Annotated in this window: 21 protein-coding genes and 1 tRNA gene; 11 read left to right on the top strand and 11 right to left on the bottom strand. The window is 69.8% G+C overall.

Features of this window, described 5'->3' with window-relative positions:
* The first annotated feature begins 19 nt into the window (after positions 1 to 19).
* Together JCR33_RS14455 and JCR33_RS14450 are read left to right on the top strand one after the other, a co-directional pair.
* Positions 20 to 637, top strand: coding sequence for a flavin reductase family protein (locus JCR33_RS14455; RefSeq protein WP_198882799.1), 618 nt, complete (start codon positions 20 to 22; stop codon positions 635 to 637).
* Positions 634 to 2064: an FAD-binding oxidoreductase gene (locus JCR33_RS14450; protein WP_198882798.1), complete on the top strand. Its 1431-nt coding sequence runs from the start codon at positions 634 to 636 to the stop codon at positions 2062 to 2064. The genes JCR33_RS14455 and JCR33_RS14450 overlap by 4 nt, the downstream gene beginning before the upstream one ends.
* A 51-nt stretch (positions 2065 to 2115) precedes the next feature.
* Here the strand turns inward: JCR33_RS14450 and JCR33_RS14445 are convergent, their stop codons facing one another.
* Positions 2116 to 3003, bottom strand: a complete 888-nt coding sequence (locus JCR33_RS14445) for a LysR family transcriptional regulator (RefSeq protein WP_198882797.1) — start codon at positions 3001 to 3003, stop codon at positions 2116 to 2118.
* Between the two features lie 144 nt (positions 3004 to 3147).
* On the opposite strand from JCR33_RS14445, the gene JCR33_RS14440 reads away from it, so the two are divergent.
* Genes JCR33_RS14440 through JCR33_RS14430 form a run of 3 tightly spaced genes read left to right on the top strand, consistent with a single transcriptional unit; the run spans position 3148 to position 5383 of the window.
* A complete protein-coding gene (locus JCR33_RS14440) occupies positions 3148 to 3699 on the top strand; it encodes a VOC family protein (protein WP_198882796.1) in 552 nt (183 codons plus the stop codon).
* Between the two features lies 1 nt (position 3700).
* Entirely contained in the window at positions 3701 to 4411 is a 711-nt protein-coding gene (locus JCR33_RS14435) for an SDR family oxidoreductase (protein ID WP_198882795.1), read from the top strand.
* A gap of 18 nt (positions 4412 to 4429) precedes the next feature.
* The gene (locus JCR33_RS14430; RefSeq protein WP_198882794.1) at positions 4430 to 5383 is read left to right on the top strand and encodes an aldo/keto reductase; all 954 of its coding nucleotides are present in this window, start codon (positions 4430 to 4432) and stop codon (positions 5381 to 5383) included.
* A gap of 28 nt (positions 5384 to 5411) precedes the next feature.
* On the opposite strand, the gene JCR33_RS14425 is transcribed toward JCR33_RS14430, so the two are convergent.
* The 3 genes from JCR33_RS14425 to JCR33_RS14415 form a co-directional block, all read right to left on the bottom strand.
* Complete coding sequence (locus JCR33_RS14425) at positions 5412 to 6395, bottom strand: zinc-dependent alcohol dehydrogenase family protein (protein ID WP_198882793.1); 984 nt, start codon at positions 6393 to 6395, stop codon at positions 5412 to 5414.
* Between the two features lie 21 nt (positions 6396 to 6416).
* Positions 6417 to 7196: an acetoin reductase gene (locus JCR33_RS14420; protein ID WP_198882792.1), complete on the bottom strand. Its 780-nt coding sequence runs from the start codon at positions 7194 to 7196 to the stop codon at positions 6417 to 6419.
* Positions 7197 to 7258: 62 nt separating this feature from the next.
* Positions 7259 to 8650 (bottom strand): NAD-dependent succinate-semialdehyde dehydrogenase, encoded by a 1392-nt coding sequence (locus tag JCR33_RS14415; protein ID WP_198882791.1) that lies wholly within the window; start codon positions 8648 to 8650, stop codon positions 7259 to 7261.
* Between the two features lie 272 nt (positions 8651 to 8922).
* Here JCR33_RS14415 and JCR33_RS14410 point away from each other — a divergent pair, with 272 nt between their 5' ends.
* Positions 8923 to 9828, top strand: coding sequence for a LysR family transcriptional regulator (locus tag JCR33_RS14410; RefSeq protein ID WP_198882790.1), 906 nt, complete (start codon positions 8923 to 8925; stop codon positions 9826 to 9828).
* A gap of 40 nt (positions 9829 to 9868) precedes the next feature.
* On the opposite strand, the gene JCR33_RS14405 is transcribed toward JCR33_RS14410, so the two are convergent.
* Positions 9869 to 10672, bottom strand: a complete 804-nt coding sequence (locus JCR33_RS14405; protein ID WP_211110310.1) for an inositol monophosphatase family protein — start codon at positions 10670 to 10672, stop codon at positions 9869 to 9871.
* Positions 10673 to 10965: 293 nt separating this feature from the next.
* A complete protein-coding gene (locus JCR33_RS14400) occupies positions 10966 to 11868 on the bottom strand; it encodes an N-formylglutamate amidohydrolase (protein ID WP_198882789.1) in 903 nt (300 codons plus the stop codon).
* 204 nt (positions 11869 to 12072) lie between these two features.
* On the opposite strand from JCR33_RS14400, the gene cpdR reads away from it, so the two are divergent.
* From cpdR to JCR33_RS14385, 3 genes are all read left to right on the top strand, one after another.
* Positions 12073 to 12432 (top strand): cell cycle two-component system response regulator CpdR, encoded by a 360-nt coding sequence (gene cpdR / locus JCR33_RS14395; protein WP_332461195.1) that lies wholly within the window; start codon positions 12073 to 12075, stop codon positions 12430 to 12432.
* A 56-nt stretch (positions 12433 to 12488) separates the two neighbouring features.
* Positions 12489 to 12563: transfer RNA gene (locus JCR33_RS14390), tRNA-Val, on the top strand.
* Positions 12564 to 12674: 111 nt separating this feature from the next.
* Positions 12675 to 14378 carry a dihydroxy-acid dehydratase gene (locus tag JCR33_RS14385; RefSeq protein WP_198882788.1) on the top strand — a complete coding sequence of 568 codons (1704 nt, stop codon included), beginning with the start codon at positions 12675 to 12677 and terminating at the stop codon, positions 14376 to 14378.
* Positions 14379 to 14402: 24 nt separating this feature from the next.
* Here the strand turns inward: JCR33_RS14385 and JCR33_RS14380 are convergent, their stop codons facing one another.
* Positions 14403 to 14759 (bottom strand): response regulator, encoded by a 357-nt coding sequence (locus JCR33_RS14380; RefSeq protein WP_198882787.1) that lies wholly within the window; start codon positions 14757 to 14759, stop codon positions 14403 to 14405.
* A 563-nt stretch (positions 14760 to 15322) separates the two neighbouring features.
* Between JCR33_RS14380 and JCR33_RS14375 the strand changes: the two genes are divergently transcribed.
* Positions 15323 to 16414 carry an alpha/beta fold hydrolase gene (locus tag JCR33_RS14375; protein WP_232372575.1) on the top strand — a complete coding sequence of 364 codons (1092 nt, stop codon included), beginning with the start codon at positions 15323 to 15325 and terminating at the stop codon, positions 16412 to 16414.
* On the top strand, positions 16405 to 18864 hold the full coding sequence (locus JCR33_RS14370) for a plasma-membrane proton-efflux P-type ATPase (RefSeq protein WP_198882785.1): 2460 nt from the start codon (positions 16405 to 16407) through the stop codon (positions 18862 to 18864). The genes JCR33_RS14375 and JCR33_RS14370 overlap by 10 nt, the downstream gene beginning before the upstream one ends.
* 30 nt (positions 18865 to 18894) lie before the next feature.
* On the opposite strand, the gene JCR33_RS14365 is transcribed toward JCR33_RS14370, so the two are convergent.
* The 4 genes from JCR33_RS14365 to JCR33_RS14350 all read right to left on the bottom strand — a co-directional run bounded on the left by JCR33_RS14365 (position 18895) and on the right by JCR33_RS14350 (position 25103).
* A complete protein-coding gene (locus JCR33_RS14365; protein ID WP_198882784.1) occupies positions 18895 to 21246 on the bottom strand; it encodes a xanthine dehydrogenase family protein molybdopterin-binding subunit in 2352 nt (783 codons plus the stop codon).
* A 109-nt stretch (positions 21247 to 21355) separates the two neighbouring features.
* Entirely contained in the window at positions 21356 to 23239 is a 1884-nt protein-coding gene (locus tag JCR33_RS14360) for a dipeptide ABC transporter ATP-binding protein (protein WP_198882783.1), read from the bottom strand.
* Complete coding sequence (locus JCR33_RS14355; RefSeq protein WP_198882782.1) at positions 23236 to 24087, bottom strand: ABC transporter permease; 852 nt, start codon at positions 24085 to 24087, stop codon at positions 23236 to 23238. The genes JCR33_RS14360 and JCR33_RS14355 overlap by 4 nt, the downstream gene beginning before the upstream one ends.
* Complete coding sequence (locus JCR33_RS14350) at positions 24084 to 25103, bottom strand: ABC transporter permease (protein ID WP_198882781.1); 1020 nt, start codon at positions 25101 to 25103, stop codon at positions 24084 to 24086. The genes JCR33_RS14355 and JCR33_RS14350 overlap by 4 nt, the downstream gene beginning before the upstream one ends.
* Positions 25104 to 25114: the final 11 nt, after the last annotated feature.

The following is a 25114-nucleotide window of genomic DNA, read 5'->3' as shown; positions in this document are numbered from 1 at the left end:
GCGCACAAAGGATGAAGTCATGCACTATGGCGCAACCCGGCCCTCGGTCCTGAAATATGATCCGTTCAAGGCGATCATCGCTCCGCGTCCGATCGGCTGGATCGGCACGCTGAACGCGGACGGGGTGCCCAATCTCGGGCCCTACTCCTTCTTCGCCGCGCTCGGCTCGCACCCGCACATGATCCTGTTCAGCAGCGAGGGGCTGAAGCACTCCTACGTCAACGCGAAGGAGCGGGGGGAATTCACCTTCTCGCTCGCGACGGAGGCGCTGACGGAGGCGATGAACGTCTCCTCCGCGGCCGTCGCGGACGGGGCGAACGAGTTCGAGCTGGCGGGGCTGACGCTCGGCCAGTCGGTCGAGATCGCCACCCCCTTCGTCGCCGAAAGCCCGGCGGCGCTGGAGTGCGTCACCGTCGAGGCGACGCAGATCCACGATCGCGACGGCAACCCGGTCGACCGCTACTACGTGATCGGCCAGGTGGTTCAGACCCACATCCGCGACGAATATGTTCGCGACGGCCGCTTCGACACCGCCGCCGCCCGCCCGATCGCCCGGATGGGCTACCGCGACTACTCCACCGTCACCGAAGCGTGGGAGTTGCTGCGTCCCGAAGAGCTTGCCAAGGCCGACTCATGAACCACCCCGCCGCGGTTCCGACCGCGAGCCGGGAGAACGTGCTCGAAGGGCTCGCCGACATCGTCGGCGCCCGCCACGTCCTCTCCGACCCGAACGATACCGAACCCTTCTATGAAGATTGGCTCCACCGCACCAAGGGCGACGCGCTGTGCGTCTGCCAGCCGGCCGACACCGCCGAGGTGGCCGCGGTGGTCGCCTTCTGCGCGGCGCGCGGGCTGCCGGTGTTTCCGCAGGCCGGCAACACCAGCTCGTGCGGCGGCTCGGTGCCGCTGCCGGCGAGCGGCGGCGTGCTCCTCAGCGTGCGCCGCCTCAACCGAGTCGAGCGCGTCGACCCGCAGAACAACGCGATCATCGCCGGCGCCGGCTGCGTGCTCGCCGACCTCAAGGCGGCGGCCGCCGCGGAGGGGCGGCTCTTCCCGCTGACCCTCTCGTCGGAGGGAAGCTGCCAAATCGGCGGCAACGTCTCCACCAACGCCGGGGGCACCGCGGTGCTGCGCTACGGCACGATGCGCGACCTCGTGCTCGGCCTCGAGGTCGTGCTCGCCGATGGCCGCATCTGGGACGGGCTGCGCACCCTGCGCAAGGATAACACCGGCTACGACATGAAGGCGCTGTTCGTCGGCTCGGAGGGCACGCTCGGCATCGTGACGCGCGTCGCGCTGAAGCTCTTCCCGCTGCCGACGCTGCAGGCGACCGCTCTCGTCGCCGTCGCGAGCGCCGACGATGCCGCCGCCCTCTTGCGGCACTGCCACGGCGAGCTCGGCTCCTCGCTCGACGCCTTCGAGCTTCTCTCCGCCTCGCAGCTCGACATCGTCTGCCGGCATGTTCCCGGCAACCGCAATCCGCTGCCGGGCCACCCGTGGTACGTCCTCGTCGACCTCCAGAGCGCCGAGCGGTCGCAGGATCTCACGGCGCGCCTCGAGGCGGCGATCGCCGGCGCGCTGGAGGACGGCATCGTCGCCGACGCGGTCGTCGCCCAGTCCGGCGCCCAGATCGAGGACATCTGGCGGCTGCGCCACAGCGTGTCGGAATCGAACCGCCGGCACGGTCTGAACTTCACCCACGACGTGGGGGTGCCGATCGCGCAGATCCCCGAATTCCTGCACCGGGCGGATGCGGCCGTGGCGGAGGCCTTCGCGCAGGCCGAGGTGTTCTGCGTCAGCCACATGGGCGACGGCAACGTGCACTATACGGTCACCTTCGCGCACGACACCGCCGAGCCGGCCGCGCTCGGGGCGCGCGTGACGGGCATGGTGCACGACATCGCGATGAGCCTCGGCGGCACCTTCGGCGCCGAGCACGGCGTCGGCCAGCGCTACCGCGCCTCGCTGCGGCGCTACAAATCCCCCGTCGAGCTCGACCTCTTCCGCTCGATGAAGTCGGCGCTCGACCCGAACGGCATCCTCAATCCCGGCAAGGTGCTGTAGCGGCGACGGTCGCGGCGCGTCGCCTCGCGGGAGGCGCCGCGGCCGGGCCTCTCAGGTGCGGGCGAGGCCCTCCGCCAGATGGTCGAGGAACACGCGGACCCGGCGGGAGTCGTGGCCGCGCGGGGGAAACACGGCGTAAAGGTTGGTCGCCTCGCCGGTGAAGGCGTCGAGCGCCGTCTCGAGGCGCGCCGCGGCGAGGTCGTCGGCGACGTCGAACACCGACTTCATGACGACGCCCGCGCCGGCGACGGCCCAGTCCTTCAACGCCTGCCCGTCGTTCACGGTGCGGTCGCCGGTGATGCGCACCCGGAAGCGGTCGGCCCCTTCGCGGAAGGACCAGTAGGCCTGCGTCTCCTCCCGCGATCCGAGGACGAGGCAATTGTGATCGGCGAGCTCGCGGGGGTGCGCCGGCTTGCCGTGCCGTCGCCAGTAGTCGGGCGAGGCGCAGACGAGCTTGCGTCCGCGCAGGAGGAGACGCGCCTTGAGGTCGGAGTCCCGCAAGGGGCCGGTGCGGATGCCGACGTCGAAGCCGGCGTCGACGAGATCCACCACTGTGTCGCTCAGGAAGAGCTGGATGCGCAGGTCGGGATGGATCCGCATGAACTCGTCGATCAGCGGGGCGATGCGCTGACGCCCGAGGTCGTTGGTCGCCGTCACGCCGAGACTGCCGGTGAGTGCGCCACGCTCGGAGAAGTCGGTCATCACCTCGTCGAGATCGGCGAGGATGCGGCGGCAGTGGCCGAGAAATCGGTCGCCCTCCGCCGTCAGCGACAGCTGTCGCGTGGTGCGTAGGACGAGCTGCGCCCCGAGGCGGTCCTCAAGCTGCTTCAGCCCGTGCGTCACCGTCGACGGGGCGACGCCCCAGGCGCGCGCCACGGCCGACAACGTCCCATGATCCACGATGGCCATGAAGAGGCGCATCAGTCTCGTGTCGTCCATTCTTCGGCTCAGTCGAACTCAGTTTGCGGCGCCGCGCGAATTTTTTCTTACGACAGAACGCCATCTGATGGGAGGAGAGGCGCGGTCAAGCCGGCGGCCGGACCGACGGCCGCCCGCCGACGCGTCGCGCGAAAGGAAGGACCCGTGAGCGACAAAGCCAGTTTCCGCGGCCTGGAGCACGTCGGGATCACGGTGCCCGACCACGCCGAGGCCGTCCGCTTCTTCGAGGAGGCGTTCGGCGCGGAGCCGCTCTTCTCCCTCACCGACAAACGCCGCGCACCGCTTCGGGGCGAGGACATCGGCGCCAAGAACGGGCTGCTGCGGGACACGGCGATCGTCGCCGTGTCGATGCTGCGGCTCGGCAACGGACCCAACATCGAGATCTTCGAGATCGATCGTCCGCGCGGCCACCGCGCGGCGAGCATTTCCGACATCGGCATCAGCCATTTCAGCGTGACGGTGGACGACATCGACGCCGCCGCCGAGCGCTTCGCCGCGGCCGGCGGGAGCCTCCTCGAGGGACCCTATCGGCTGAGCGGACAGGAGGAGGGTGCCGGCAACCGCGGCCGCTTCGGCCTCACCCCCTGGGGCTTGCTGATCGAATTCGAGGCGCTGCCGGCGCCGATGGCGTATGACCCCGGCGTCACCGCGACGCGCTGGCTGCCGGCCGCGGCCAATGACCAAGAGGAGACGTGAGATGACGCTCACCAACGCGACGATCCTGGTTCTCGGCGGCTCGTCCGGCATCGGCTTCGGCGTCGCCGAGGCGGCGCTCGCGGCCGGCGCGACGGTCACCATCGCCTCGCGCTCGCCGGAGAAGGTCGAGCGCGCCCTCGGCCGCCTCGGCGGGGCGACGGAGGGCGTGTCGCTCGACACCGGCGACGCGGCGGCGCTCGAGCGCTTCTTCGCCGCGCGCCCGGCGTTCGACCACGTGTTCTGCTCGGCCGCCAAGACCAAGGTCGCGGCCGTGCGCGAGCTGCCGCTCGAAGACGCCTACGCCTCGTTCGATTCCAAGTTCTGGGGCGCCTACCGCCTCGCCCGCGCGGCGCGGATCCGGGAGGGTGGATCGCTCACCTTCACCTCGGGCTTCCTGTCGATCCGGCCGAAGGCGGGGGCCGCCATCCAGGGCGCCATCAACGCCGGGCTCGAAGGGTTGACGCGCGGCCTCGCCCTCGAATTCGCCCCCGTCCGCGTCAACTGCGTCTCGCCCGGCCTCGTCATGACCGAGATGTACGACGGGCTCGCGGGCGACGGGCGCAAGGCGATGTTCGACGGCGCAGCGCAACGCCTGCCCGTCGGCCTGGTGGGAGCGCCGGAGCACATCGCCATTCAGGCGCTCGCCTTCATGACCAATTCCTACATGACCGGCGCCACCGTCTTCGTCGACGGCGGCGGGGCGCTGATCTGAGCCATCAGGAGATTCGAGATGGAAACGAGAACACTCGGGACGACCGGCTTCGCCATCGCGCCCATCGTCTTCGGCGGCAACGTCCTCGGCTGGACGGCCGACGAGGCGGAGAGCTTCCGCGTGCTCGACGCCTTCGTCGATCACGGCTTCAACGCCATCGACACGGCCGACGTCTATTCGGCCTGGGCCGAGGGCCACAAGGGCGGCGAGTCCGAGACGGTGCTGGGCAAGTGGTTCGCCGCGCGCCCCGGCATGCGCGACAGGGTGAAGCTCTTCACCAAGGTCGGCTCCGACATGGGCGGCCCGGGCGAGAAGGGCCTGTCGGAAGGCTGGATCCTCAAGGCGGTCGACAACTCGCTGGCGCGCCTCAAGGTGGAGTTCATCGACCTCTATTTCTCGCACTGGCCGGACCCCGACACGAGCCATGCCGAAACGCTCGGCGCCTACGACAAGCTCCTGAAGGCGGGTAAGATCCGCGCCATCGGGGCCTCGAACTACGACGCCGATCTCCTCGCCGCGGCCCTCGCCACCGCCGAGGCCGAGGGCCTGCCCGCCTACCAGGTGGTCCAGCCCGAGTATAATCTCTACGACCGCGCGACTTTCGAGGGGCCGCTGCGCCAGCTCTGCATCGAGAAGAATATCGGCGTGGTGACCTACTTCAGCCTCGCCTCGGGCTTCCTGAGCGGCAAGTATCGCAGCGAAGCCGACCTCAAGGGCCGTCAGCGCGCCAGGATGGTCGAGAAATATCTGACCGAGCGCGGCATGCGCCTGCTCGACGTGCTCGAGGACGTGGCGTCGGCCCACGGTGCCAAGCCGGCCGAGGTCGCCCTCGCCTGGCTGATCGCCCAGGAGGGAGTGACGGCGCCGATCGCGAGCGCCACCAGCGTCTCGCAGGTGGAGAGCTTCGCCAAGGCGGCCTCTCTGACGCTCTCCGGCGAGGACCTCGAAAGGCTGACGGCGGCGGGCCGGTAGCGCCCGGAGGGCGGGTCGTTCTCCCGCGTCAGGGAACGAGCACTGCCGCGCCCTCGAAACGGCCGGCGCGCAGGTCGTCGAGCGCCTGGTTCGCCTCGCGCAGCGGGTAGGGCGTCGTCTGGGTGACGATGCCCACCTTGGGCGCCAGGCCGAGGAAGTCGATCCCGTCCTGCCGCGTGAGATTGGCGACCGACACCACCTGCCGCTCTTCCCAGAGGAGGGCATAGGGAAAGCGCGGAATGTCGCTCATGTGGATGCCGGCGCAGACCACGCGCCCCCCCTTGCGGACGGCCTTTAGTGCCGCGGGAACGAGGCTGCCCACCGGGGCGAAGATGATCGCGGCGTCGAGCTCATCGGGCGGCGCCTCGTCCGAGCTGCCGGCCCACACCGCGCCGAGACCGCGGGCGAACTCCTGCGTCGCCGTATCGCCGGGGCGGGTGAAGGCGTAGACGGACCGCCCCTGCCAGCGCGCCACCTGGGCGATGATGTGCGCGGAGGCGCCGAAGCCATAGAGGCCGAGCCGCTCCGCCTCGCCGGCGATCGACAGCGAGCGCCACCCGATGAGGCCGGCGCACAGGAGGGGAGCGAGGGCGGTGTCCTCGCCCTCCTCGCCGAGCGGGAAGGCGAAGCGGGCGTCGGCCACCACCGCCGTCGCGTAGCCGCCGTCCCGCGTGTAGCCGGTGAACTCCGGCGTGTCGCACAGATTCTCCCGCTCGCTCCGGCAGTAGGGGCAGACCCCGCAGGTGTGGCCGAGCCACGGCACGCCGACACGCTCGCCGATCCGCAGCCCCTCCACCCCCTCGCCGAGCGCGTCGATGCGCCCGACGATCTCGTGGCCGGGGATGATCGGCACGTGCGGGTCCGGGAGTTCGCCATCGACGACGTGAAGGTCGGTGCGGCAGACGCCGCAGGCCGACACCGCCACGCGGATCTCGCCGGGACCGGGCTGTCGATCGGGAAGCTCGGTCCAGACGAGGGGCGCACCGACGGCGTTCAGCACCATGGCGTGCATCGGACTCTCCGTGCCTTCCTGTCAGCGGTAGACCATACCACCATCGGTGAGGATGGCCTGACCGGTAATGTAGTCGGAATCGTCGCCGGCGAGGAAGGCGACGAGAGCGGCGACGTCGTCCGGCGTCTCGGCGCGGCCGAGCGCGATGCCCTCGACATATTTCTTGTAGGTCTCGCCCTTCGCCGCGCCGGTGATCTCGGCGAAGCGCTCGTCGATCTCCACCCACATGTCGGTGCCGACGATGCCGGGGCAGTAGGCGTTCACCGTGATGCCGCGGCTCGCATACTCCTTGGCGGCCGCCTGGGTCAGCGCGCGCACGGCGAACTTGGTCGCCGAATAGACGCCGAGCATGGCGAAGCCGTCGTGGCCGGCGATCGAGGAGGCGTTGATGATCTTGCCCTTGTGGCCGCGGTCGATGAACTTCTGGGCCGCGGCCTGGATGCCCCACAGGACGCCGTTGATGTTGATGTTGTAGATGCGGTCGGTGTCCTCGGGGGTCACGTCGGCGAGGGGCTTCACCTGGGCGATGCCGGCGTTGTTGACCATCACGTCGAAGCCGCCGAGCGCGGTCTCCGCATGGTCGACCGCGGCGTGGACCTCGTCGCGCTTGCTGACGTCGGCGACGAAGGTGGTGGCCTTGACGCCGAGCGCCTCGGCCTCGCCGCGCACCGTCTCGAGCTTGTCGGCCTTGATGTCCACCAGCGCGACGTTGGCGCCGTCCTTGGCGAGGCGCAGGGCGATGCCGCGGCCGATGCCCTGGCTCGCCCCCGTCACCAGCGCGGTCTTTCCGTTGAGAGCCATGAAACTCCTCCTGTCCCGTCGGGGCGTCCGCCGGGCGGACGCCCCGATCTAGGTGCCGATGCTCAGAAGTGCGCGTCGATGTCGACGACACCGATGAGCTTGTGATTGACGAACTCCTTGATGCCGAGGCCGAGGAGCTCGCGGCCGTAGCCCGACCGCCGGACGCCGCCGAAGGGCAGGTCGGCTTCGACCTTGGTCGGATGGTTCACGAAGACCATGCCGGTGGAGATCTTCTTCGCCACCGCCTCGCCGTGCGCGGCGTTCGCGGTGAACACGGACCCGCCGAGACCGAAGGGGGAGTCGTTCGCGATGCGCACCGCGTCGTCCTCGTCCTTCGCCCGGAACAGCATCGAGACCGGGCCGAAGAATTCCCAATAGCGGGCAGGGTTGTCCTCGCCGACCTCGGTGAGGATGGTCGGCTGCACGAAGGCGCCCTGGTTGGGGACCGGCGGCCCGACCTCTTCGGCCTTGGCGCCGTGCTCCACCGCGGCGCGGATCTGATCCTTCACGTCGTCGGCCGCCTTCTGCGAGGAGAGCGGCGCCAGCGTGGTCTTCTCGTCGAAGGGATCGCCCGGCACCAGCGCCGCCACGCCCTTGCGGTAGCGCTCCAGGAACGCGTCGTAGACCGGATCGGCGATGATCATGCGCTTGGAGGAGACGCAGACCTGGCCGCCGTTCCAGTGGCGCCCGAACACCGCCCAGTCGACGGTCTTCTGAAGGTCGGCGTCGGCGAGGACCACGAACGCGTCGGCGCCGCCGAGCTCCATGGTGGACTTCTTGAGCGCCTTGCCGGCCTGGGCGGCGACGACGGCGCCGGCCGCCTCCGAGCCCGTCAGCGCGACGCCGTGCACGCGCGGGTCGTTGATGATCATCTCGAGCTGCGAGCGCGTGGCGTAGAGGTTGGCGAACGCCCCCTCGACGAGGCCGGCCTCCCGCATCAGCTTGTCGAAGGCGGCGGCGCTCTGGGGCACGTTGGAGGCGTGCTTCAGCAGCAGCGTGTTGCCGGCGGCGAGCTGCGGCGCGAGGATCCGGGCGATCTGGTAGTAGGGAAAGTTCCAGGGCTCGATCGCCAACAGGATGCCGAGCGGTTCGTGCACCAGGGTCGCCTTGCCCTCGGCCGGATCGAGCACCGGCAGGTCCTGCGGCGCAAGCAGTCGCTCGGCGTGGCGAACGTAGTATTCGAAGATCTTCGCCGACAGCTCGACTTCGGCCTTCGCCTCCGCGACGAGCTTGCCCATCTCGAGCGTCAGGAGCTTGGCGTAGGCGTCGCTGTCGCGGCGCAGGAGATCGGCGGCCTTCTGGAGCACCCGGCCCCGCTCGGCGAAGGACGTCTCCTTCCAGCGGCGGAAGGCCGCATCGGCCTTGTCGAGCGCCGCGCGCACCTCGCCGTCCGTGGCGTCGGGGAACGTCGCGACGGTTTCGCCCGTGTAGGGATTGATCGTTGCATAGGCCATGTCAGTGTCCTTTCGCACCTTCCGTCCGGCCGACATGAAGGGCCCGGGCGGTGCCATCCCTCGGCGCGTCGATTGTCCAGCGAGTGCCCCGAGGGAGTGCCGAGCGGCGGCGCATCCGGCGCGTCGCGGCGGCGGGCGTCGGCCGTGCCTCGACAACGGGCGTTTGGGGACGGATCGGGAGAGCGCGTGGGTCCATACGCTACAGCTATGTCCTGTTGCCGCATGGCGAAAATGAATTGGGCGACTTCTCGCTATTCCCCTATGGAATGCTGATGGAATTTCGAACGCTCCGGGCCTTCGTCGAAGTCGTCCGTCAGGGTGGCTTCTCGCAGGCGGCCAAAGCGGTGTTCACCACCCAGTCGACCGTCAGCAAGGCGGTCAAGCAGCTCGAGGACGAGATCGGGCTGCCGCTGTTCGATCGCATCGGCCACCGCAGCGTCATGACGGCGGCGGGCGAGATCGTCTATCAGCGCGGCATCAAGCTGCTCGCCGACCGCGACGACCTGCTCGCCGAGCTCGACGAGATCCGCGGTCTCAATCGGGGCGTCCTGCGGCTCGGCCTTCCGTCGGTCGGCAGCTCCACCTTGTTCGCGCCGCTGTTGGCGATCTACCGGCAGCGCCATCCGGGCATCGAGATCCGCCTCGTGGAGCACGGCAGCACCGAGCTCGAAGAGATCCTGCGGGCGGGGGACATCGACGTCGCCGGGATGCTGGCGCCGACGTCGCAGGAGTTCGACTGGCAGCCGGTGCGGCGCGAGCCGCTGGTGGTGCTGCTGCCGGCGGACCATCCGCTCGGCGAGCGCTCCTCGCTCTCGCTGGCCGATCTCAAGGACCTGCCGTTCATCCTGTTCGACGGTGGCTTCGCCCTCCACCGTCTGGTGCTGGAGCGGAGCCGCAAGGCGGGCTTCGAGCCGACGATCGCCGCCGAGAGCAGCCAGACGGACTTCATGGTCGAGCTCGTCGGCGCCGGGATGGGGGTGACGTTCCTGCCGCGCATGCTCGCCGCCCAGAGCCCGCACCCCGCGGTGCGCGAGGTGCTGCTCGGCGAGCCGAACATGGCCTGGGTCATGTGCGTGGCCTGGCGCCGCAGCGGATATCTGTCCGACGCGGCGAAGGCCTGGCTCGAGCTGGTGCGGGAGGTGCACCAGTCCGCGATCGACAAGCCCGGTCGCGACTGAGGGGCGCCGGCGGTCCCCATCGGCGCGACACCGCCGGGGCTCAGCCGTTCAGCACCTCGAGCACGGCCGGAAGCAGGGAGGCGTCGCCCACCGCCACCGCCTCGCCGTTGAAGGTATGGGGCAGCGTCGGGCCGATGCGCTCGCCCGCGAAATCGGTGATCGCCCCGCCGGCCGCCTCCACGATGGGCACGAAGGGGGCGATATCGAACGGCTTCAGCCCCATCTCGACCACCACGTCCACGTGGCCTGCGGCAAGCAGCGCATAGGCGTAGCAGTCGGTGCCGTAGCGCACCATGCGGCAGCGGCGGGCGAGGGCGGCGAAGCGGGGGATCACCTCGGGGGTGAAGCCGTCCGGGCTCGTGGTGGTGAGGATTGCCGCGTCGAGGCTCGCGCACGGGCGTGTCGCGAGCGGCGTCCGACGGCCCGCGCGATCGACGTGGAAGGCGCCGTCGGGGGAGGCGAGGAAGCGCTCGCCCACATAGGGCTGGCTCATCATGCCGAGGACGGGGCCCGATGCGTCCGCGAGGGCGACGAGGACGCCCCACACCGGCAAGCCGATCATGAACCCGCGGGTGCCGTCGATGGGATCGATGATCCAGGTACGGCCGCTGCTGCCGGCGTGGTTCTGGAATTCCTCGCCGAGGATGCCGTCGTCGGGCCGCTCGCTGGCGAGGATCGCGCGGAGCGCCGCCTCGGCCGCCTTGTCGGCCTGGGTGACCGGATCGAAGCCGTCGTCAGCCTTGTTCTCGACGCCGGAGAGGCGTCGGAAGTGCGGCAAAATGGCTTCCGCGGAGGCCTCCGCGAGCCGGTCGAGCAGCGAAAAGTCGTCTTTGATCATACGCATGGGAGGCATGCGGATCGGGATACGTCAATCATTGGGCGGGGCCATTCTCAAGGGAGTTTTTTAGGGGACTGAATTTATTGCCCTATTCGGCGACCTTAAATAACCCGTGAGTTCATTGAACGGGAGATGCCGACTGAGTGGGCAATTTTTTCGGCTGATTGCGAAACAGGCATCTTGACGATTGTGCGCCGCGGCCTCATTTGTTGCAGCGCAGGACGACGTTGGTCGTCCCGCTGCCCTCCTTGGGCGTTTCCTCCCTAGACTTCAGGCCGCTCTTCGGAGCGGCCTTTTTTTTATTCGGCCGCCATGGACCAGCCGGTGTCGAGGTGGACGGCAGCGAACCACTGGATGAGTTCGGCGCACACCTCGTCGAGCGCCTCCTGGAGATCGATGAAGCCGTCGGACCGCGCAAAGGTCGCTTCGTTCATGTAGAGCGCGCGGTTGATCTCCATCTGGATGGCGTGAACGCGCGGCGGGGTGCCGTATTTCTCGGTGATGAAGCCGCCCGCGTAGGGCCGGTTGCGGCCGACCACGAAGCCGCGACGGCGCAGCAGGCGGGAGAGTTCGTCGGTGAGAAGCGGCGAGCAGCTGGTGCCGAAACGGTCGCCGAGGATGATGTCGGGCCGGGCGGTGGCCTTCTCGTCGAGGAACTTGACGGCGCCGGAGGGCATCGAGTGGCAGTCGACGAGGACGCAGGTGCCGAACGCGTTCACCGTCGCGTCGATCCGGCTTGCCAGGGCGCGGTGGTAGGGGCGGTAGTAGGTGTCGAGGCGGCGCTCCGCCTCGGCGGGCGGCAACAGGCTCGCATAGATGTCCTGGCGCTCGCCGACGATCCGGGCGATTACCCCCAAACCCCCGGCAACCCGTGCCGAATCGGCGTTGACGGGCGCCTTGAGAGGGCCGCTGAACATCGCCGGATCGAGCTCGTTGTCCTCGCGGTTGAGGTCGAGATAGACGCGGGGGAAGTGGGCCCGCATCAGCGGCGCGCCCTTCCTCACCACGCCGTCGAACAATTCGTCGACGAACGTGTCCTCCGATCGACGCAGCGTGAGGCGGTCTAATTTTGTGCGTTGCAGCAAATCGCGCGGGTAGGTGGTGCCGCTATGAGGAGCGTTGAAGACGAAGGGGACGGCCGGTGCGGTCGGTTCGAGGATCTCGAAGGCCGGCCCTTCGGAGAAGTCGTCAACGATTCTCATATCGATTGCGCGGCCCCCATATCGCCCTCACGTAGTCTGATCTTGCCAATTTAGGGCAGGAATAATCCGATCCCATCGATTTTGCACGATCTGGTAAGCCTCCCGAAAGCGAGACGCTTGACCGCGACTTTACATGAGTGCGGGCACGATGGGGCGTTGTTCAGTGGAAGAGGCGCGAGGGGCGAGGCCTTTCGCGAGACTGCCGTGCGGATTCTGCTCGCCGAAGACGATGACGACATGAAGCGCTTCCTGACCCGCGCGCTGGAGCGGGCGGGATACGAGGTGACCGCCGTCAACGACGGGCAGGCGGCCTACGAGCGGCTGCGCGAGGAGCCGTTCTCGCTGCTCCTCACCGACATCGTGATGCCGGAGATGAACGGCATCGAGCTCGCCCGCAAGGCGGCCCGGCTCGACCCGGACCTGCGGGTGATGTTCATCACCGGTTTCGCGGCCGTGGCGCTCGACGGCGAGCACGGCGCGCCGCGCGGCTCGAAGGTGTTGTCGAAGCCGTTCCATCTGCGCGAGCTGGTGCGCGAAGTGGGTCGCATGCTCGAATATGCGTGAGCGCTTGCCGAGCACGATTTCCCCCGCTATAGGGGGCGCTCGCTGACGACGAACCCGGGCGGTTAGCTCAGCGGGAGAGCGCTGCCTTGACACGGCAGAGGTCACTGGTTCAATCCCAGTACCGCCCACCATCTTTCAAAAGCTTAGCGCTGGCCCCTCTTTTCCATCGCACCGCGCTGTGCGAGGGGACGAGCACGCGATCCGAGATCGTGGCTGCCGGATAGTCGGAAGGGGACACTGAGATGGGCGCGGACAAGGGTATCGCTCGCGGGCTGACGAACTACGGAGACCGCGACTTCGCGCTCTATCTCCGCCGCTCCTTCGCCCGCTCCATGGGCCTGTCGCGGCAGATGCTGGACAAGCCGATCGTCGGCATCGCCATGACGCCGTCGGACTTCAACAACTGCCATCGGACGATGGACGAGCTCGTCGAGGCGGTGTCGCGCGGGGTGCTCGCCGCGGGGGCGCTGCCGCGCGCCTTTCCCACCACCTCGCTCGGCGAGGTGTTCCTCAATCCGACGAGCATGGTCTATCGCAACCTGATGGCGATGGACACGGAGGAGATGGTTCGCGCCCAGCCGATGGACGCCGTCGTGCTCATCGGGGGCTGCGACAAGACCGTGCCGGCGCAGCTGATGGGCGCCGCCTCCGCCGATATTCCCGCCGTGCAGCTCGTCACCGGGCCGATGATGACCGGGCGCCACCGCGGCGAGCGTCTCGGCGCGTGCACCGACTGTCGCCGCTTCTGGGCGAAATATCGCGCCGGCGAGGTGGACGACGAGGAGATCGCCACGGTGGAATCGCGCCTTGCCACCACCGCCGGCAGCTGCGCCGTCATGGGCACGGCGAGCACCATGGCGATCATCGCCGAGGTGCTCGGCATGTCGCTGCCCGGCACCGCCGCCATTCCGGCCGTGCACGCCGATCGCCTCGTTGCCGCCGAGACGGCGGGGACGGTGGCCGCCGGTTTCGTCGAGGCGCCGATCCGCCCGTCCGAGATCATCACTCCGCACGCGGTGGAGAACGCGCTCAGGGTGCTGATGGCGGTGTCGGGCTCCACCAACGCGGTGGTGCATCTCGCGGCCGTCGCCGGCCGGCGCGGCATCCGCATCGATGCCGAGCGGCTCAACGCCATCTCCGACGAAACGCCCGTCCTCGTCGACCTCAAGCCCGTCGGAGCGGGTTACATGGAGGACTTCTACGCCGCCGGCGGCGTCGGCGCGGTGCTGCGCGAGCTGCGGCCGCTCCTCCACCTCGACACCATCGACGTTACCGGCCGCACCCTCGCCGAGCGGCTGGACGAGCCGTTCGATTTCGTCGACCGCGCGGTGATCCGGCCGTTCGCCGACCCGGTGTCGGCCGAGGGTGGGCTCATCGCCCTCGGCGGCAACCTCGCCCCGTCCGGCGCGATCTTCAAGCGCGCCGCCGCGACGCCGGCGCTCTTCGAGACCGAGGGGCGCGCGGTGGTGTTCGAGAGCCTCGAGGACCTCGCCAAGCGCATCGACGACCCGGACCTCGACATCGAGGCCGACGACATCATGGTGCTGCAGAATGCGGGCCCGATCGCGGCGGGAATGCCGGAAGCGGGCTATCTGCCGATCCCCAAGCGGCTCGCCCGGCAGGGGGTGAAGGACATCGTGCGCATCTCCGACGCGCGCATGTCGGGCACCGCGTTCGGCACGATCGTGCTCCACATCGCGCCGGAAGCTGCGGTGGGCGGGCCGCTCGCGGCCGTGCGCACGGGCGACCGCATCCGCCTGTCGGTGCGCGAGAAGTCCATCGACCTCCTGGTGCCCGAGGCGGAGATCGCGGCGCGGCTCGTCACCCACCGGTCGCCGGAGGCGCCCAAGCGGGGCTACCGCGCCCTCTACGCCGCGCGGGTCTCCCAGGCGCCCGAGGGCTGCGACTTCGACTTCCTCACCATGGAAGGGGCGTCCGACCTCTGACGTCGGCCCGGCGCCCGGACGGGCTCAATATTGGGCGACGAGGGCGAGCAGCTCGTCGGGATCCCAGGGCTTCGACACGCGGCGCGCGTCGGGGAACTGACGCAGCACCTCGCTGCCCGCCTCGCTGTAGCCGGAGACGAACATGAACGGCGTGCCGTCGCGGCTGAGCGCCTCGGCGATGCTGCCGCTGGTCTCCCCCTCGCCGAGATGCACGTCGAGGATGGCGAGGGCGATGGGTGAGACCCGCACGGCCTCCATAGCGTCACACACTTTGGCGAACGGACCGCAGACCGTGTAACCGGCGTCGGCGAGGAGATCTGCGAGGTCGAAGCCGATCAGCGCCTCGTCTTCGACGACGAGTATCCCGTGACCATGGTCCATAGCCTCATCCTTTCGCCCCGGCGGTCCGCCCGGGTCTTTCGCCGCACCAGAGGATGCGGGCGCGCAGGCAATTGCCTCGTAGATAATAAGACGATGCTCATCTTGAACATGAGCTAAATGACGCGCAGGAAACAGAATATCTGGCGGAACGGTGTCGTCATTGTGGCATGAACTTGTCGTCATGCGTCGACGTCACCCGATGAACCAAGCGAAAACATCGGCAAACGCCACGGATGTCTATCGCCGTGGTTCCGACGTCGGGCGGCATCGGCGCGAGCCGGGGGACGGCAAGCCGTCTTCGATGTCGGACAGGTGGAAACGATGCCGCGCCCGCGTCCATGCGGTGATCCGACACCGGCGGGCAGCTGCTGCGCGGCTCAGGCATTCGCCAAAGCGCTACAATGGCTTATGCAGGACACGATGGTCGCACGGTCTCCTTTCGCCGCGTGCGGCGAGCGGACGTGAGAGCACCGGCATTCGAATGAAGCTGGAGCAGCCTTATGGGCACGACGAGCGAAGCCAAAATCCCCCAATACGATCATAGCGTCCCCTGGTTCTGGCCGATGGCGGCAGCCATCGAGATGGAGGAAGCCGGCGCCGAGATGTTCCGGCGCAATGTCGACGCCGTCACCGCGGCGGTCGCCGACATCGAAGCGCCGCCGGCGGCGAAGTGGGCGACGGCCAACACGATCGTCCGCGATCTGCCGACGATGCGGCTGCGCGACTTCTCGCCCGCCCCCTCGCCCTCGCCCTCGGCCGACGCGGGCACGGTGCCCGTGCTCGTCGATCCGCCCTACGCCGGGCACGCCTCCACCATCGCCGACTATCAGCCCGGCCAGAGCCTCGTCGAAACGCTCCTCGGCGCAAACCTCTCCCGCGTGCTGGCGATGGACTGGAAGACCGCCACGCCGGAGATGCGCTATTTCGACATCGACCGCTATCTCGCCGAGATCAACGTGGTGGTCGACGACCTCGGCGGGCGGGTCAATCTCGTCGGCCTCTGCCAGGGGGGCTGGATGTCGGCGATGTATGCCGCCCGCTTCCCGCAGAAGGTCGCCTCGCTGGTGCTCGCCGGCTCGCCCATCGACACCGACGCCGGCGACGGCCCCATCAAGCGCATGGCCCACACCCTGCCGCTCAGCTTCTACGAGGAGCTGGTGGAGGCGGGCGGCGGCCTGATGCGCGGCCAGTTCATGCTGGCCGGCTGGAAGAACATGCACCCGGGCGAGCAATATCTCGGCAAGTTCCTCGACCTCTACGCCCACGTCGAGGACCCGGCCTATCTGAAGCGCACGGAGGCCTTCGAGAGCTGGTACGAGAACCCGATCGACCTGCCCGGGCGCTTCTACATTCAGGCGATCGATCTCCTGTTCAAGCGCAACCTCTTCGCCAAGGGCGAGTTCGTCGGGCTCGGCGAGACGTTGTCGCTGAAGACGGTGCGCTGTCCGCTCTATCTGCTCGCCGGCGAGCGCGACGACATCACCACCCACGAGCAGGTGTTCGCCGCCGAGGGGCTCGTCTCGACTCCCGCCGAGCGGATCGTGAGGAAGATGGTTCCGGGCGGCCATATCGGCCTCTTCATGGGGTCGCGGACGCTGGCGGACGTGTGGCCCGAAATCGGGGCCTGGATTGCGGAGAACGGTTCATGCCGGTGAGCGACAACGTGGCGTCCGACCTGCCGCCGGGCGGTCTCAAGTCCGGGCTGAGCGAGGCGGAGGCCGAGGCGCGCCTCGCCCGCTTCGGGCGCAATGCCATCGAGGAGAAGCACGTCAGCGCGCTGCGCAAGTTCCTCGGCTACTTCTGGGGGCCGATCCCCTGGATGATCGAGGTGGCGGCGATCCTGTCGGCCGTGGTGCAGCATTGGGCCGACTTCGTCATCATCCTGGCGCTTCTCCTCTTCAACGCCGGCGTCGGCTTCTGGCAGGAGTTCAAGGCGTCCAACGCGCTCGACGCGCTCAAGAAGAGCCTCGCCCTGCGCGCCCGCGTGCTGCGCGACGGCCGCTGGAAGGAGATCGACGCACCGACCCTCGTCCCGGGCGACGTGATCCGCATCCGCCTCGGCGACATCGTGCCCGCCGACGTGGAGCTCGCCGAAGGGGATTATCTCTCCGTCGACCAGTCGGCGCTGACGGGCGAGTCGCTGCCGGTCTCGCGCACGGTCGGCGACACCGCCTACTCGGGTTCGGTGGCGCGGCAGGGCGAGATGGTCGCCGTGGTGACGGCGACGGGCACAAATACCTTCTTCGGCAAGACGGCGGCCCTCGTCGCCGGGGCGAACACACCGTCGCACTTCCAGAAGGCCGTCATCACCATCGGCGACTATCTGATCTTCCTCAGCGTCGCCCTCGCGGCGGTGCTGGTGCTCGTCCAGCTCTTCCGCGGCGCGCCGGCGCTGGAGCTCGTCCAGTTCGCCCTCATCCTCACCGTGGCCGCGATTCCCGTGGCGATGCCGGCGGTGCTGTCGATGACGATGGCGGTCGGCGCGATGGCGCTCGCGCGCGAGCGGGCCATCGTGTCGCGCCTCCAGTCCATCGAGGAGATGGCCGGCATCGACATCCTGTGCTCCGACAAGACCGGCACGCTCACCCAGAACCGCCTGACGCTGGGCGAGCCAGCGCTGTTCGACGCCAAGGACGATGCCGAGATCATCCTCGCCGGCGCCCTCGCCTCCAAGGCGGAGGACGGCGACGCCATCGACCTCGCGGTGATCGCCGGGCTCACCGATCCGGCGGTGCTCACCACCTATACGCAGACCGCCTTCGTGCCGTTCGATCCGGTCAGCAAGCGGACCGAGGCGACGCTGACGCGGGCCGACGGGACCACGCTGCGCGTGACCAAGGGCGCACCCCAGGTGGTGCTCGACCTCGCCAAGGTCGAGGGCGACGCGCTGGAGCGGGCCCAGGCGACCGTCGACGCCCAGGCGGCCAAGGGCTACCGCACGCTGGGCGTCGCCCGGTCGGACGACGACGGCAAGAGCTGGGTCTTCCTCGGCCTGTTGCCCCTGTTCGACCCGCCGCGCGAGGACTCGGCGCAGACGATCCGCGAGGCCGCCCGCCGCGGCGTGGACGTGAAGATGGTCACCGGCGACGACGTCGCCATCGCCCGCGAGATCTCCGAGAAGTTGGGGCTCGGCCGCAACATCCGGCCGGCGACGGCGCTCTTCGGCAAGGGGGATGGCGAAGTCTTCCCGGCCGTCGCCATGGAGGTGGAGAAGGCCGACGGCTTCGCCCGCGTCTTCCCCGAGCACAAGTACGAGATCGTGCGGGCGCTGCAGGCGAAGGGTCACATCGTCGGCATGACCGGCGACGGAGTGAACGACGCGCCGGCGATCAAGCAGGCCGACGTCGGCATCGCGGTGAGCGGGGCGACCGACGCCGCCCGCGCCGCCGCCGATCTCGTGCTGACGAAGCCGGGCCTGTCCACCATCATCAACGCCATCGAGGAGGCGCGGCGCATCTTCGAGCGCATGAACTCCTACGCCATCTACCGCATCAACGAGACCATCCGAACGATGGTCTTCGTCGTGCTGGCGATGGTCGCGTTCGGCTTCTACCCGATCACGGCGATCATGATCATCCTGCTCGCCTTCTTCAACGACGTGCCGATCATGGCGATCGCCTATGACAACACCCGCGTGTCGCAGAAGCCGGTGCGGTGGGACATGCATCGGGTGCTGGTGGTGTCGAGCGCGATGGGGGCGGTGGGCACCCTCGGCAGCTTCGGCATGCTCTATCTCGCCCGCGACATCCTCCACCTCACGGTGCCGCAGATCCAGACCTACGTGTTCCTGAAGCTTGCCGTCGCCGGCCATATGGCGCTGTTCGTGTCGCGTGCGCGGGGATGGTTCGTGCAGCGCCCGTGGCCGTCGTCGGCGCTATTGTGGTCGGCGATCGTCACCAAGGTGCTGGCGACGCTGCTCGTCGTCTACCCGATGGGCCTCATGACCCCGATCGGCTGGTTCGACGTCGCGATCGTCTGGGCCTATTCGATCGGCTTCGCCTTCGTGACGGATACGGTGAAGGTCATGGTCTATCGCACGATCGACCACAAGACGGAGCGCCACCACCGCTTCTTCAACCTCCTGAACCGGAGGGCGAAGGTCTAGGCGGGTCGGGGCGGCGCTCTCGCCCCGCGATCAGGGGCAGGCGGCCTTCGCCTCGTCGAGGATCCGCCACAGCGTGCCGGGGGTCGCCGGCATGGTGATCGCCGTGATGCCGAGATCGGCGAGCGCGTCGGCGACCGCGGCGAGCCCGGCGGTGAGGCCACCCACCGTGCCCGCCTCGCCGCAGCCCTTGGCGCCCAAGGGGTTCTTCGGCGTCGGCGAAGGGGCGAGCTCCACGACGATCTCGGGCACGTCCTCGGCGCGCGGCATGGCGTAGTCCATGAACGAGCCGGTGACGGGGCCGCCCGTCGCGTCGTCGTAGATCATCACCTCGCCGATGACCTCGCCGAGGCCCTGCACCACGCCACCGTGGATCTGGCCCTCGACGATGGTCGGGTTGATCACGGTGCCGATGTCGCACACCGCGACGTAGCGCTCCACCGTCAGCATCGCCGTGCCGGTGTCGATGCTGATCTCGCAGACGTGGCAGCCGTTGGGGAAGGTGGGGCCGTCGGGCGAGCCGAAGCGCACGGTGGCGGCGAGGCCCGGCGCCGCGCCCGGGGGGAGCTGCGCCGGGTCGTGGGCGGCGGCGGCGACCTCGGCGAAGGTGCGGATCTGGTTGGACTCGCGCAGGGTGAAGCGCTCGCCGTCGAAATCCACCGCGTCGGCCTCGGCGCTCATCAGGTGGGCGGCGATCTCCTTGGCCCGGGCGACGACGCCGTCGACGGCGCCGAGCGTCGCCGAGCCGGCGAGCACCGCGGTGCGCGAGCCGAAGGTGCCGTTGCCGTAGGGGATGACGTTGGTGTCGCCCTGGGAGAAGGTCATGGCGTCGGCGGCGATCGGCAGACGGTCGGCGACGATCTGGCGCAGCGTCGTCTCGTGGCCCTGGCCGTGATTGATCGAGCCGGCCCGGATGGTCGCATGCCCGTCGGCGTCGATCGCGACCTCGACCTCCTCGTCGAGCAGGCCGGCGGAGGCTTCGATGGCCATCACCACGCCGAGCCCCAGAAGGCGCCCCTCGGCGGCGGCCGCGGCCTTGCGGGCAGGGAAGCCGGCGACGTCGGCGAGCGCCTCGGCGCGGGCCATCACGGCGGGGAAGTCGCCCGAATCGTAGTTGTAGGAGAGGCCCGTCTGGAACGGCATCTCGTCCGGGCGGATCATGTTCTTGCGGCGCAGCGCCATCCGGTCGAAGCCGAACTCGCGGGCGGCGCCGTCGATGGCGAGCTCCATCACCGCGATCGCCTCGGGCCGGCCGGCGCCACGATAGGGGGCGATCGGGGTGGTGTGGGTGTAGACGGTGCGCACCTCCGCCGAGATCGCCGGCGTGCGGTAGACGCTCGCGAGCCCGCCGAGGTTGGCGAAGGTCGGCACGGGGCCGAACATCGACACGTAGGCGCCGAGCGTCGCCACCGACTTCACCCTCAGCGCCTGGAAGGTGCCGTCGGCGGCGAGCGCCAGCTCGGCGGTCATCGTCACGTCGCGGCCCATGTCGTCGGCGAGGAAGGCGTCGGAGCGGCGGCCGGTCCACTTCACCGGGCGGCCGAGACGCTTCGCCGCCCAGGTGACGGCGACCATCTCCGGAAACACCGTGGAGCGCATGCCGAAGCCGCCGCCCATGTCGGGCGTCGTCACCCGCACCGCCTCGAGCGGGACCTTGAAGACGTTCTCCGCCAGCATCTGGCGCACGATGTGCGGGTTCTGCGTGCCGCAGTGGAGCACATAGCGCTCGTCCTCGTAGACGGCGACGGCGGAGCGGGGCTCCATCGGCACCATGGCGAGACGGGCGAAGGGCACCGTGACGGTGGCGACGTGGTCCGCCGCCTCGATGGCGGCGTCGACGGCGGCCGCATCCCCCTCGCGCCACAAATAAGCGAGGTTGTCGGGAAGGTGCGGCCACACCGCGGGTCCGCCTTCGGCCTCCATCAGGTCGAGCACGAAGGGTGCCTCGTCGATCTCCACCGTCACCGCCTCGACGGCGTCGCGCGCGGCGGCGCGGCTCTCGGCGACCACCATCGCCACCGTGTCGCCGACGAAGCGGACCTCCTCGCGCGCCAGAGGCGGGCGGGGCGGCGTCGTGGCGCGGGTGCCGTCGGGGCGGAAGAGCGGGGCGACGCCCATCGTCAGCGCCGGGATGTCGCCGACGCCGTCGGTATCGAGGTCGGCCATGGTGAAGACGCCGAGAACGCCCGGCATCGCCTTCGCCGCCTCGGTGTCGATGGCGCGGATCCGCCCGGCCGGCGCCGGCGACATCACGAACTCGGCAAAGGTCTCGCCGGGAAGGCGAATGTCGTCGCCATAGCGGCCGGCGCCGGTGACGAAGCGCTGGTCTTCGAGGCGGGTCGCGCGTGCACCGATGCCGAATTTCAGCGCGCCGAAGTCGTTCATTTGGTCGAGGGCTCCGATGGATAGGACCCTAATCAGTGCATGGCGCATGCCAGGGGGTGGGGAGTCGGGGTTGTGACCGATCGGCGCAAGCGGCGTGCCGGGCCCGCCGTCAAGCGGCGGCGGCGCTCGCGACATCGCTCTCGCGCGGCCAGGGCAGCGTGGCGTCGTCGGGCGGAATGCTCGCCAGCAGCATCCGCGTGTAGGGATGCTGCGGATCGCGGAAGACCGCCTCGACGGGGCCTTCCTCGACGATCTCGCCGTGCCGCATCACCACCACGCGGCTGCACACGTAGCGCACCACGCCGAGGTCGTGGGAGATGAGCAGGAGGCCGATGCCGAGCTCGTCGCGCAGCGTGTGCAGGAGGTTGAGGATTTGCGCCTGCACCGACACGTCGAGGCCCGAGACGATCTCGTCGGCGACGAGGAGGCGCGGGGCGAGGCAGAGGGCGCGGGCGATGTTGACGCGCTGCTTCTGGCCGCCGGAGAGCTCGGCCGGGAAGCGGTCGAGGAGGTCGGCGGGGAGGCCGGTCTCGGCGAGGAGGGTGGCGGCCCGCTCGCGCCGACCGGCCCTGCTCGGGCGGGCCGGTCCGGCGCGTGTGCCGGTGCCGAGGCGGGCGCGGGCCGCCTCCATCGCCTGCGTCACCAGACGCCACACCGAGCGGCGCGGGTTGAGCGCCGACTGGGGGTCCTGAAACACCATTTGCAGCGCACCGAGGCGGACGCTGCGGGCTGCGGCGTCGCCCACCGTCACGTCGGCACCGTCGACGAGGATGCGGCCGGCGGTGGGCGCCTCGAGCCCCATCACCAGGCGCGCGAGGGTGGACTTGCCCGATCCGCTCTCGCCGACGATCCCCACGAACTCGCCAGGGCGCACCGTGAGGCTGGCGCCGGCGACGGCGGTGGTGCCGGGGCCGTGGCGCAGGCCGATGAGGTTGCGCCGGGCGGGGTAGTGCTTGGCCGCGTCCCGCAGTTCCAAGACCGGCGGGCCGGCGCCGGGCGGCGGGGCGGGCGGCATCGGGATCGCCGCCGCCGCGCCGCTCGCGCTGAGGCAGGCGCCGGCGGCCCGCACCGTGTGACGGGGGGCGATGGCGATCGCCGGCGGCGGAGCGGCGGCGCAGGTCGCGTCGCGCACCGGGCAGCGCGGGGCGAAGCGGCAGCCCGGCAGACTGGCGAAACGGGCGATGCCCGGCATCGTGTCGGCGAGCGGCACCAGGCGGTGCAGCGGCCCGTCGACAGGCGGGATCGAGGCCTTGAGGCTCGCCGCATAGGGGTGGCGCGGCTCGCCCATCACCGCGGCGGCGGGGCCGTGCTCCACCGCCTCGCCGGCATAGAGGACGATGATCTCGTCGCACACGTGCGCCGCGAGCCGCAGATCGTGGGTGATGAAGAGGAGGCCCGTCGCATGGTCCCGCTGAAGTGTGCGGATGAGGGCGATGATCCGCATCTGAGTCGAGACGTCGAGGGCGGTGGTCGGCTCGTCCGCCACCACCAGGGCGGGGTTGGAGACGAAGGCCATCGCGATCAGCACCCGCTGGCACATGCCGCCGGAGAGCTGGAACGGGTAGCGCTCGAGGACGCGGGCGGGGTCGAGCTCCACTGCGGCGAGGGCGGCGCGCATCGCCCCGCGCCGCCCGCTCCGTGGCATGCCGAGGCGCTGCAGGTGCTCGCCGAACTGGGCCGCGACCGTCATCAGCGGGTCGAGGGCCGTCAGCGGCTCCTGTGGAATGAAGGTCAGGCGGTCGCCGAGCGCGCGGCGGCGGGCGCGCGGATCGGCGGCGACGAGATCGGCCCCCTGAAAGCGCACCGAGCCGGCGGTGACGGCAAAGCCCGGCGGCAGCGTTCCGGCGAGGACGCGGCCGATCATCGACTTGCCCGCCCCCGATTCGCCGACGAGCCCCACCACCTTGCCCGGCGCCACCTCGAAGGAGAGGTCGCGCAGCACCGCCGCCTGCTTGGCCGAGACGGTGAGCCCCTCGACCGCGAGCACGCTCATCGGGCGCCCCGCGTGCGCAGCGACGGGTCGAGCGCGGGCCGCAGCCCGTCGCCGAGGAGGTTGAAGCCGAGCACGGTGAGGAAGATCGCCGCCGTGGGCAGGACGACGCCCCAGGGCGCCTGGTACATCGAGCGGCGGGCGTCGGCGATCATCACGCCCCAGGCGGCGACGTCGGATTCCACCGAGAGGCCGACGAAGCTCATGGTCGCCTCGACGATGACGGCGATGCCCATCTCGAGGCTGAGGAGGGTGATCACGAGCGGCGCCACCGCCGGCAGCACCTCGCGCGCCAGCACCGCGAGGTGGCTGAAGCCGGCGAGGCGCGCGGCGGCGATATAGTCGCGCCGCCGCACCACCAGCACCTCGGAGCGGATGACGCGGGCAAAGCGCGTCCAGTCCACGATGATGATGGCGAGGATCACCTTGTCGACCCCCGCGCCGAGGCCGACGAGGAGGATCAGCGCCAGGATCACCGGCGGGAACGACATCCAGGTGTCGACGGCGCGGGAGACGAGCCAGTCGATGCGGCCACCGAAATAGCCGGCGAGGAGGGCGAGAAGGGTGCCGAGGACCATCGCCCCCGTCGCCGCCGTCAGCGCCACGGTGAGCGCGACGCGGGTGCCGAAGACGAGGCGCGAGGCGATGCAGCGGCCGAGGCTGTCGGTGCCGAGCGGGAACGCCGCGTCGCCACCCGGCGCCCAGGCGGGCGGCAGGAGCACGTAGAGGAGCTCCTGCGCCTCCGGGTCGTTGGGGGCGATCAGTGGCGCGAAGATCGCCACCAGCACCAGCGCCGCGATCAGCGCGCCGCCGACGACGATGCGCGGCGTCAGGAAGCGGGCGGCGCTCAATGGGTCCTCAGCCGCGGGTTGACGAGGAGATAGATCACCTCCACCGCCGCATTGATGGCGAGGACGAGCACGCAATAGACGAGCGCCACGAGCTGGATGACGGGCAGGTCGTGGTTGCGCACCGCGTCGACGATGAGGTTGCCGAGCCCCGGATAGCCGAAGATCACCTCCACGAGCACCGTGCCGCCGAACATGAAGCCCGCCTGCACGCCGATCAGCGAGATGGTGGGGAGCGCCGCGTTGGGCAGGGTGTGGGCGAAGAGGATGCGCTGCTCGGAGAGGCCGCGCAGCCGCGCCTGGGTCACGAAGTCGTCGCCCGCCACCTCCACCAGCGAGGCGCGCAGCACCCGCATGATGAGCGGCGCGAGGGCGATGGCGAGCGCCACCGCCGGCAGGACGAGGTGGAGGAGAAGGCTGAAGAAGACGTCGAGCCGGCCGGCGATGAGGCTGTCGAGGAGCAGGAAGCCGGTGACGCCGGGCGGCGTCATCATGCCCGGTGCCATGCGGCCGATGAAGGGTAAGAGCGGCACCGCCACGCCGAAGGCGAGGATGAGGAGCAGAGCCCAGAGGAATTCCGGGATCGACATCATCGCCGAGGAGACGACGTCGAGCGCCTCCTCGCCCCGCCCGCCGCGGGCGCGGAACATCAGGAGGCCGCCGGCGACGCCGACGATCACGCCGAGGAGGAGACCCGACAGGACGAGCTCCAGCGTGTTTGGCAGCGCCGTCGACACGAGGTCGGCCACCGGGCGGCGGAAGTAGATCGAGATGCCGAAGTCGCCCGACAGGAGGTCGCCGAGCCAGATGAGATATTGCTCGGGGATCGAGCGGTCGAGGCCGAGAGCGGCGCGCAGCCGGGCGAGGTCCTCGGCCGTGGCGCCCGGCGGCAGCGACATCGCCGCCGGATCGGCCGGCAGGAGGCGCAGGATCACGAACACCAGCGCCGACACCGCGATGAGCGTCGGCACCGCAACGAGGAGGCGGAAGAACAGGATCCTGAGCGCGACGAGGAGCATCGCGGTCCGGT

The sequence above is a fragment of the Acuticoccus mangrovi genome (genome assembly GCF_016411865.1).
Taxonomy (GTDB): domain Bacteria; phylum Pseudomonadota; class Alphaproteobacteria; order Rhizobiales; family Amorphaceae; genus Acuticoccus; species Acuticoccus mangrovi.
This window is presented reverse-complemented; position numbering and strand designations above follow the sequence as displayed.

Coding starts and splice junctions, on each gene's coding strand:
- JCR33_RS14375 (WP_232372575.1), top strand. CDS start 15,323: ATGGCGGCAGCCATCGAGATGGAGGAAGCCGGCGCCGAGATGTTCCGG.
- JCR33_RS14450 (WP_198882798.1), top strand. CDS start 634: ATGAACCACCCCGCCGCGGTTCCGACCGCGAGCCGGGAGAACGTGCTC.
- JCR33_RS14360 (WP_198882783.1), bottom strand. CDS start 23,239: ATGAGCGTGCTCGCGGTCGAGGGGCTCACCGTCTCGGCCAAGCAGGCG.
- JCR33_RS14380 (WP_198882787.1), bottom strand. CDS start 14,759: ATGGACCATGGTCACGGGATACTCGTCGTCGAAGACGAGGCGCTGATC.
- JCR33_RS14350 (WP_198882781.1), bottom strand. CDS start 25,103: ATGCTCCTCGTCGCGCTCAGGATCCTGTTCTTCCGCCTCCTCGTTGCG.
- JCR33_RS14445 (WP_198882797.1), bottom strand. CDS start 3,003: ATGGACGACACGAGACTGATGCGCCTCTTCATGGCCATCGTGGATCAT.
- JCR33_RS14435 (WP_198882795.1), top strand. CDS start 3,701: ATGACGCTCACCAACGCGACGATCCTGGTTCTCGGCGGCTCGTCCGGC.
- JCR33_RS14385 (WP_198882788.1), top strand. CDS start 12,675: ATGGGCGCGGACAAGGGTATCGCTCGCGGGCTGACGAACTACGGAGAC.
- JCR33_RS14430 (WP_198882794.1), top strand. CDS start 4,430: ATGGAAACGAGAACACTCGGGACGACCGGCTTCGCCATCGCGCCCATC.
- JCR33_RS14400 (WP_198882789.1), bottom strand. CDS start 11,868: ATGAGAATCGTTGACGACTTCTCCGAAGGGCCGGCCTTCGAGATCCTC.
- JCR33_RS14410 (WP_198882790.1), top strand. CDS start 8,923: ATGGAATTTCGAACGCTCCGGGCCTTCGTCGAAGTCGTCCGTCAGGGT.
- JCR33_RS14455 (WP_198882799.1), top strand. CDS start 20: ATGCACTATGGCGCAACCCGGCCCTCGGTCCTGAAATATGATCCGTTC.
- JCR33_RS14420 (WP_198882792.1), bottom strand. CDS start 7,196: ATGGCTCTCAACGGAAAGACCGCGCTGGTGACGGGGGCGAGCCAGGGC.
- JCR33_RS14370 (WP_198882785.1), top strand. CDS start 16,405: ATGCCGGTGAGCGACAACGTGGCGTCCGACCTGCCGCCGGGCGGTCTC.
- JCR33_RS14405 (WP_211110310.1), bottom strand. CDS start 10,672: ATGCGTATGATCAAAGACGACTTTTCGCTGCTCGACCGGCTCGCGGAG.
- JCR33_RS14415 (WP_198882791.1), bottom strand. CDS start 8,650: ATGGCCTATGCAACGATCAATCCCTACACGGGCGAAACCGTCGCGACG.
- JCR33_RS14365 (WP_198882784.1), bottom strand. CDS start 21,246: ATGAACGACTTCGGCGCGCTGAAATTCGGCATCGGTGCACGCGCGACC.
- JCR33_RS14425 (WP_198882793.1), bottom strand. CDS start 6,395: ATGCACGCCATGGTGCTGAACGCCGTCGGTGCGCCCCTCGTCTGGACC.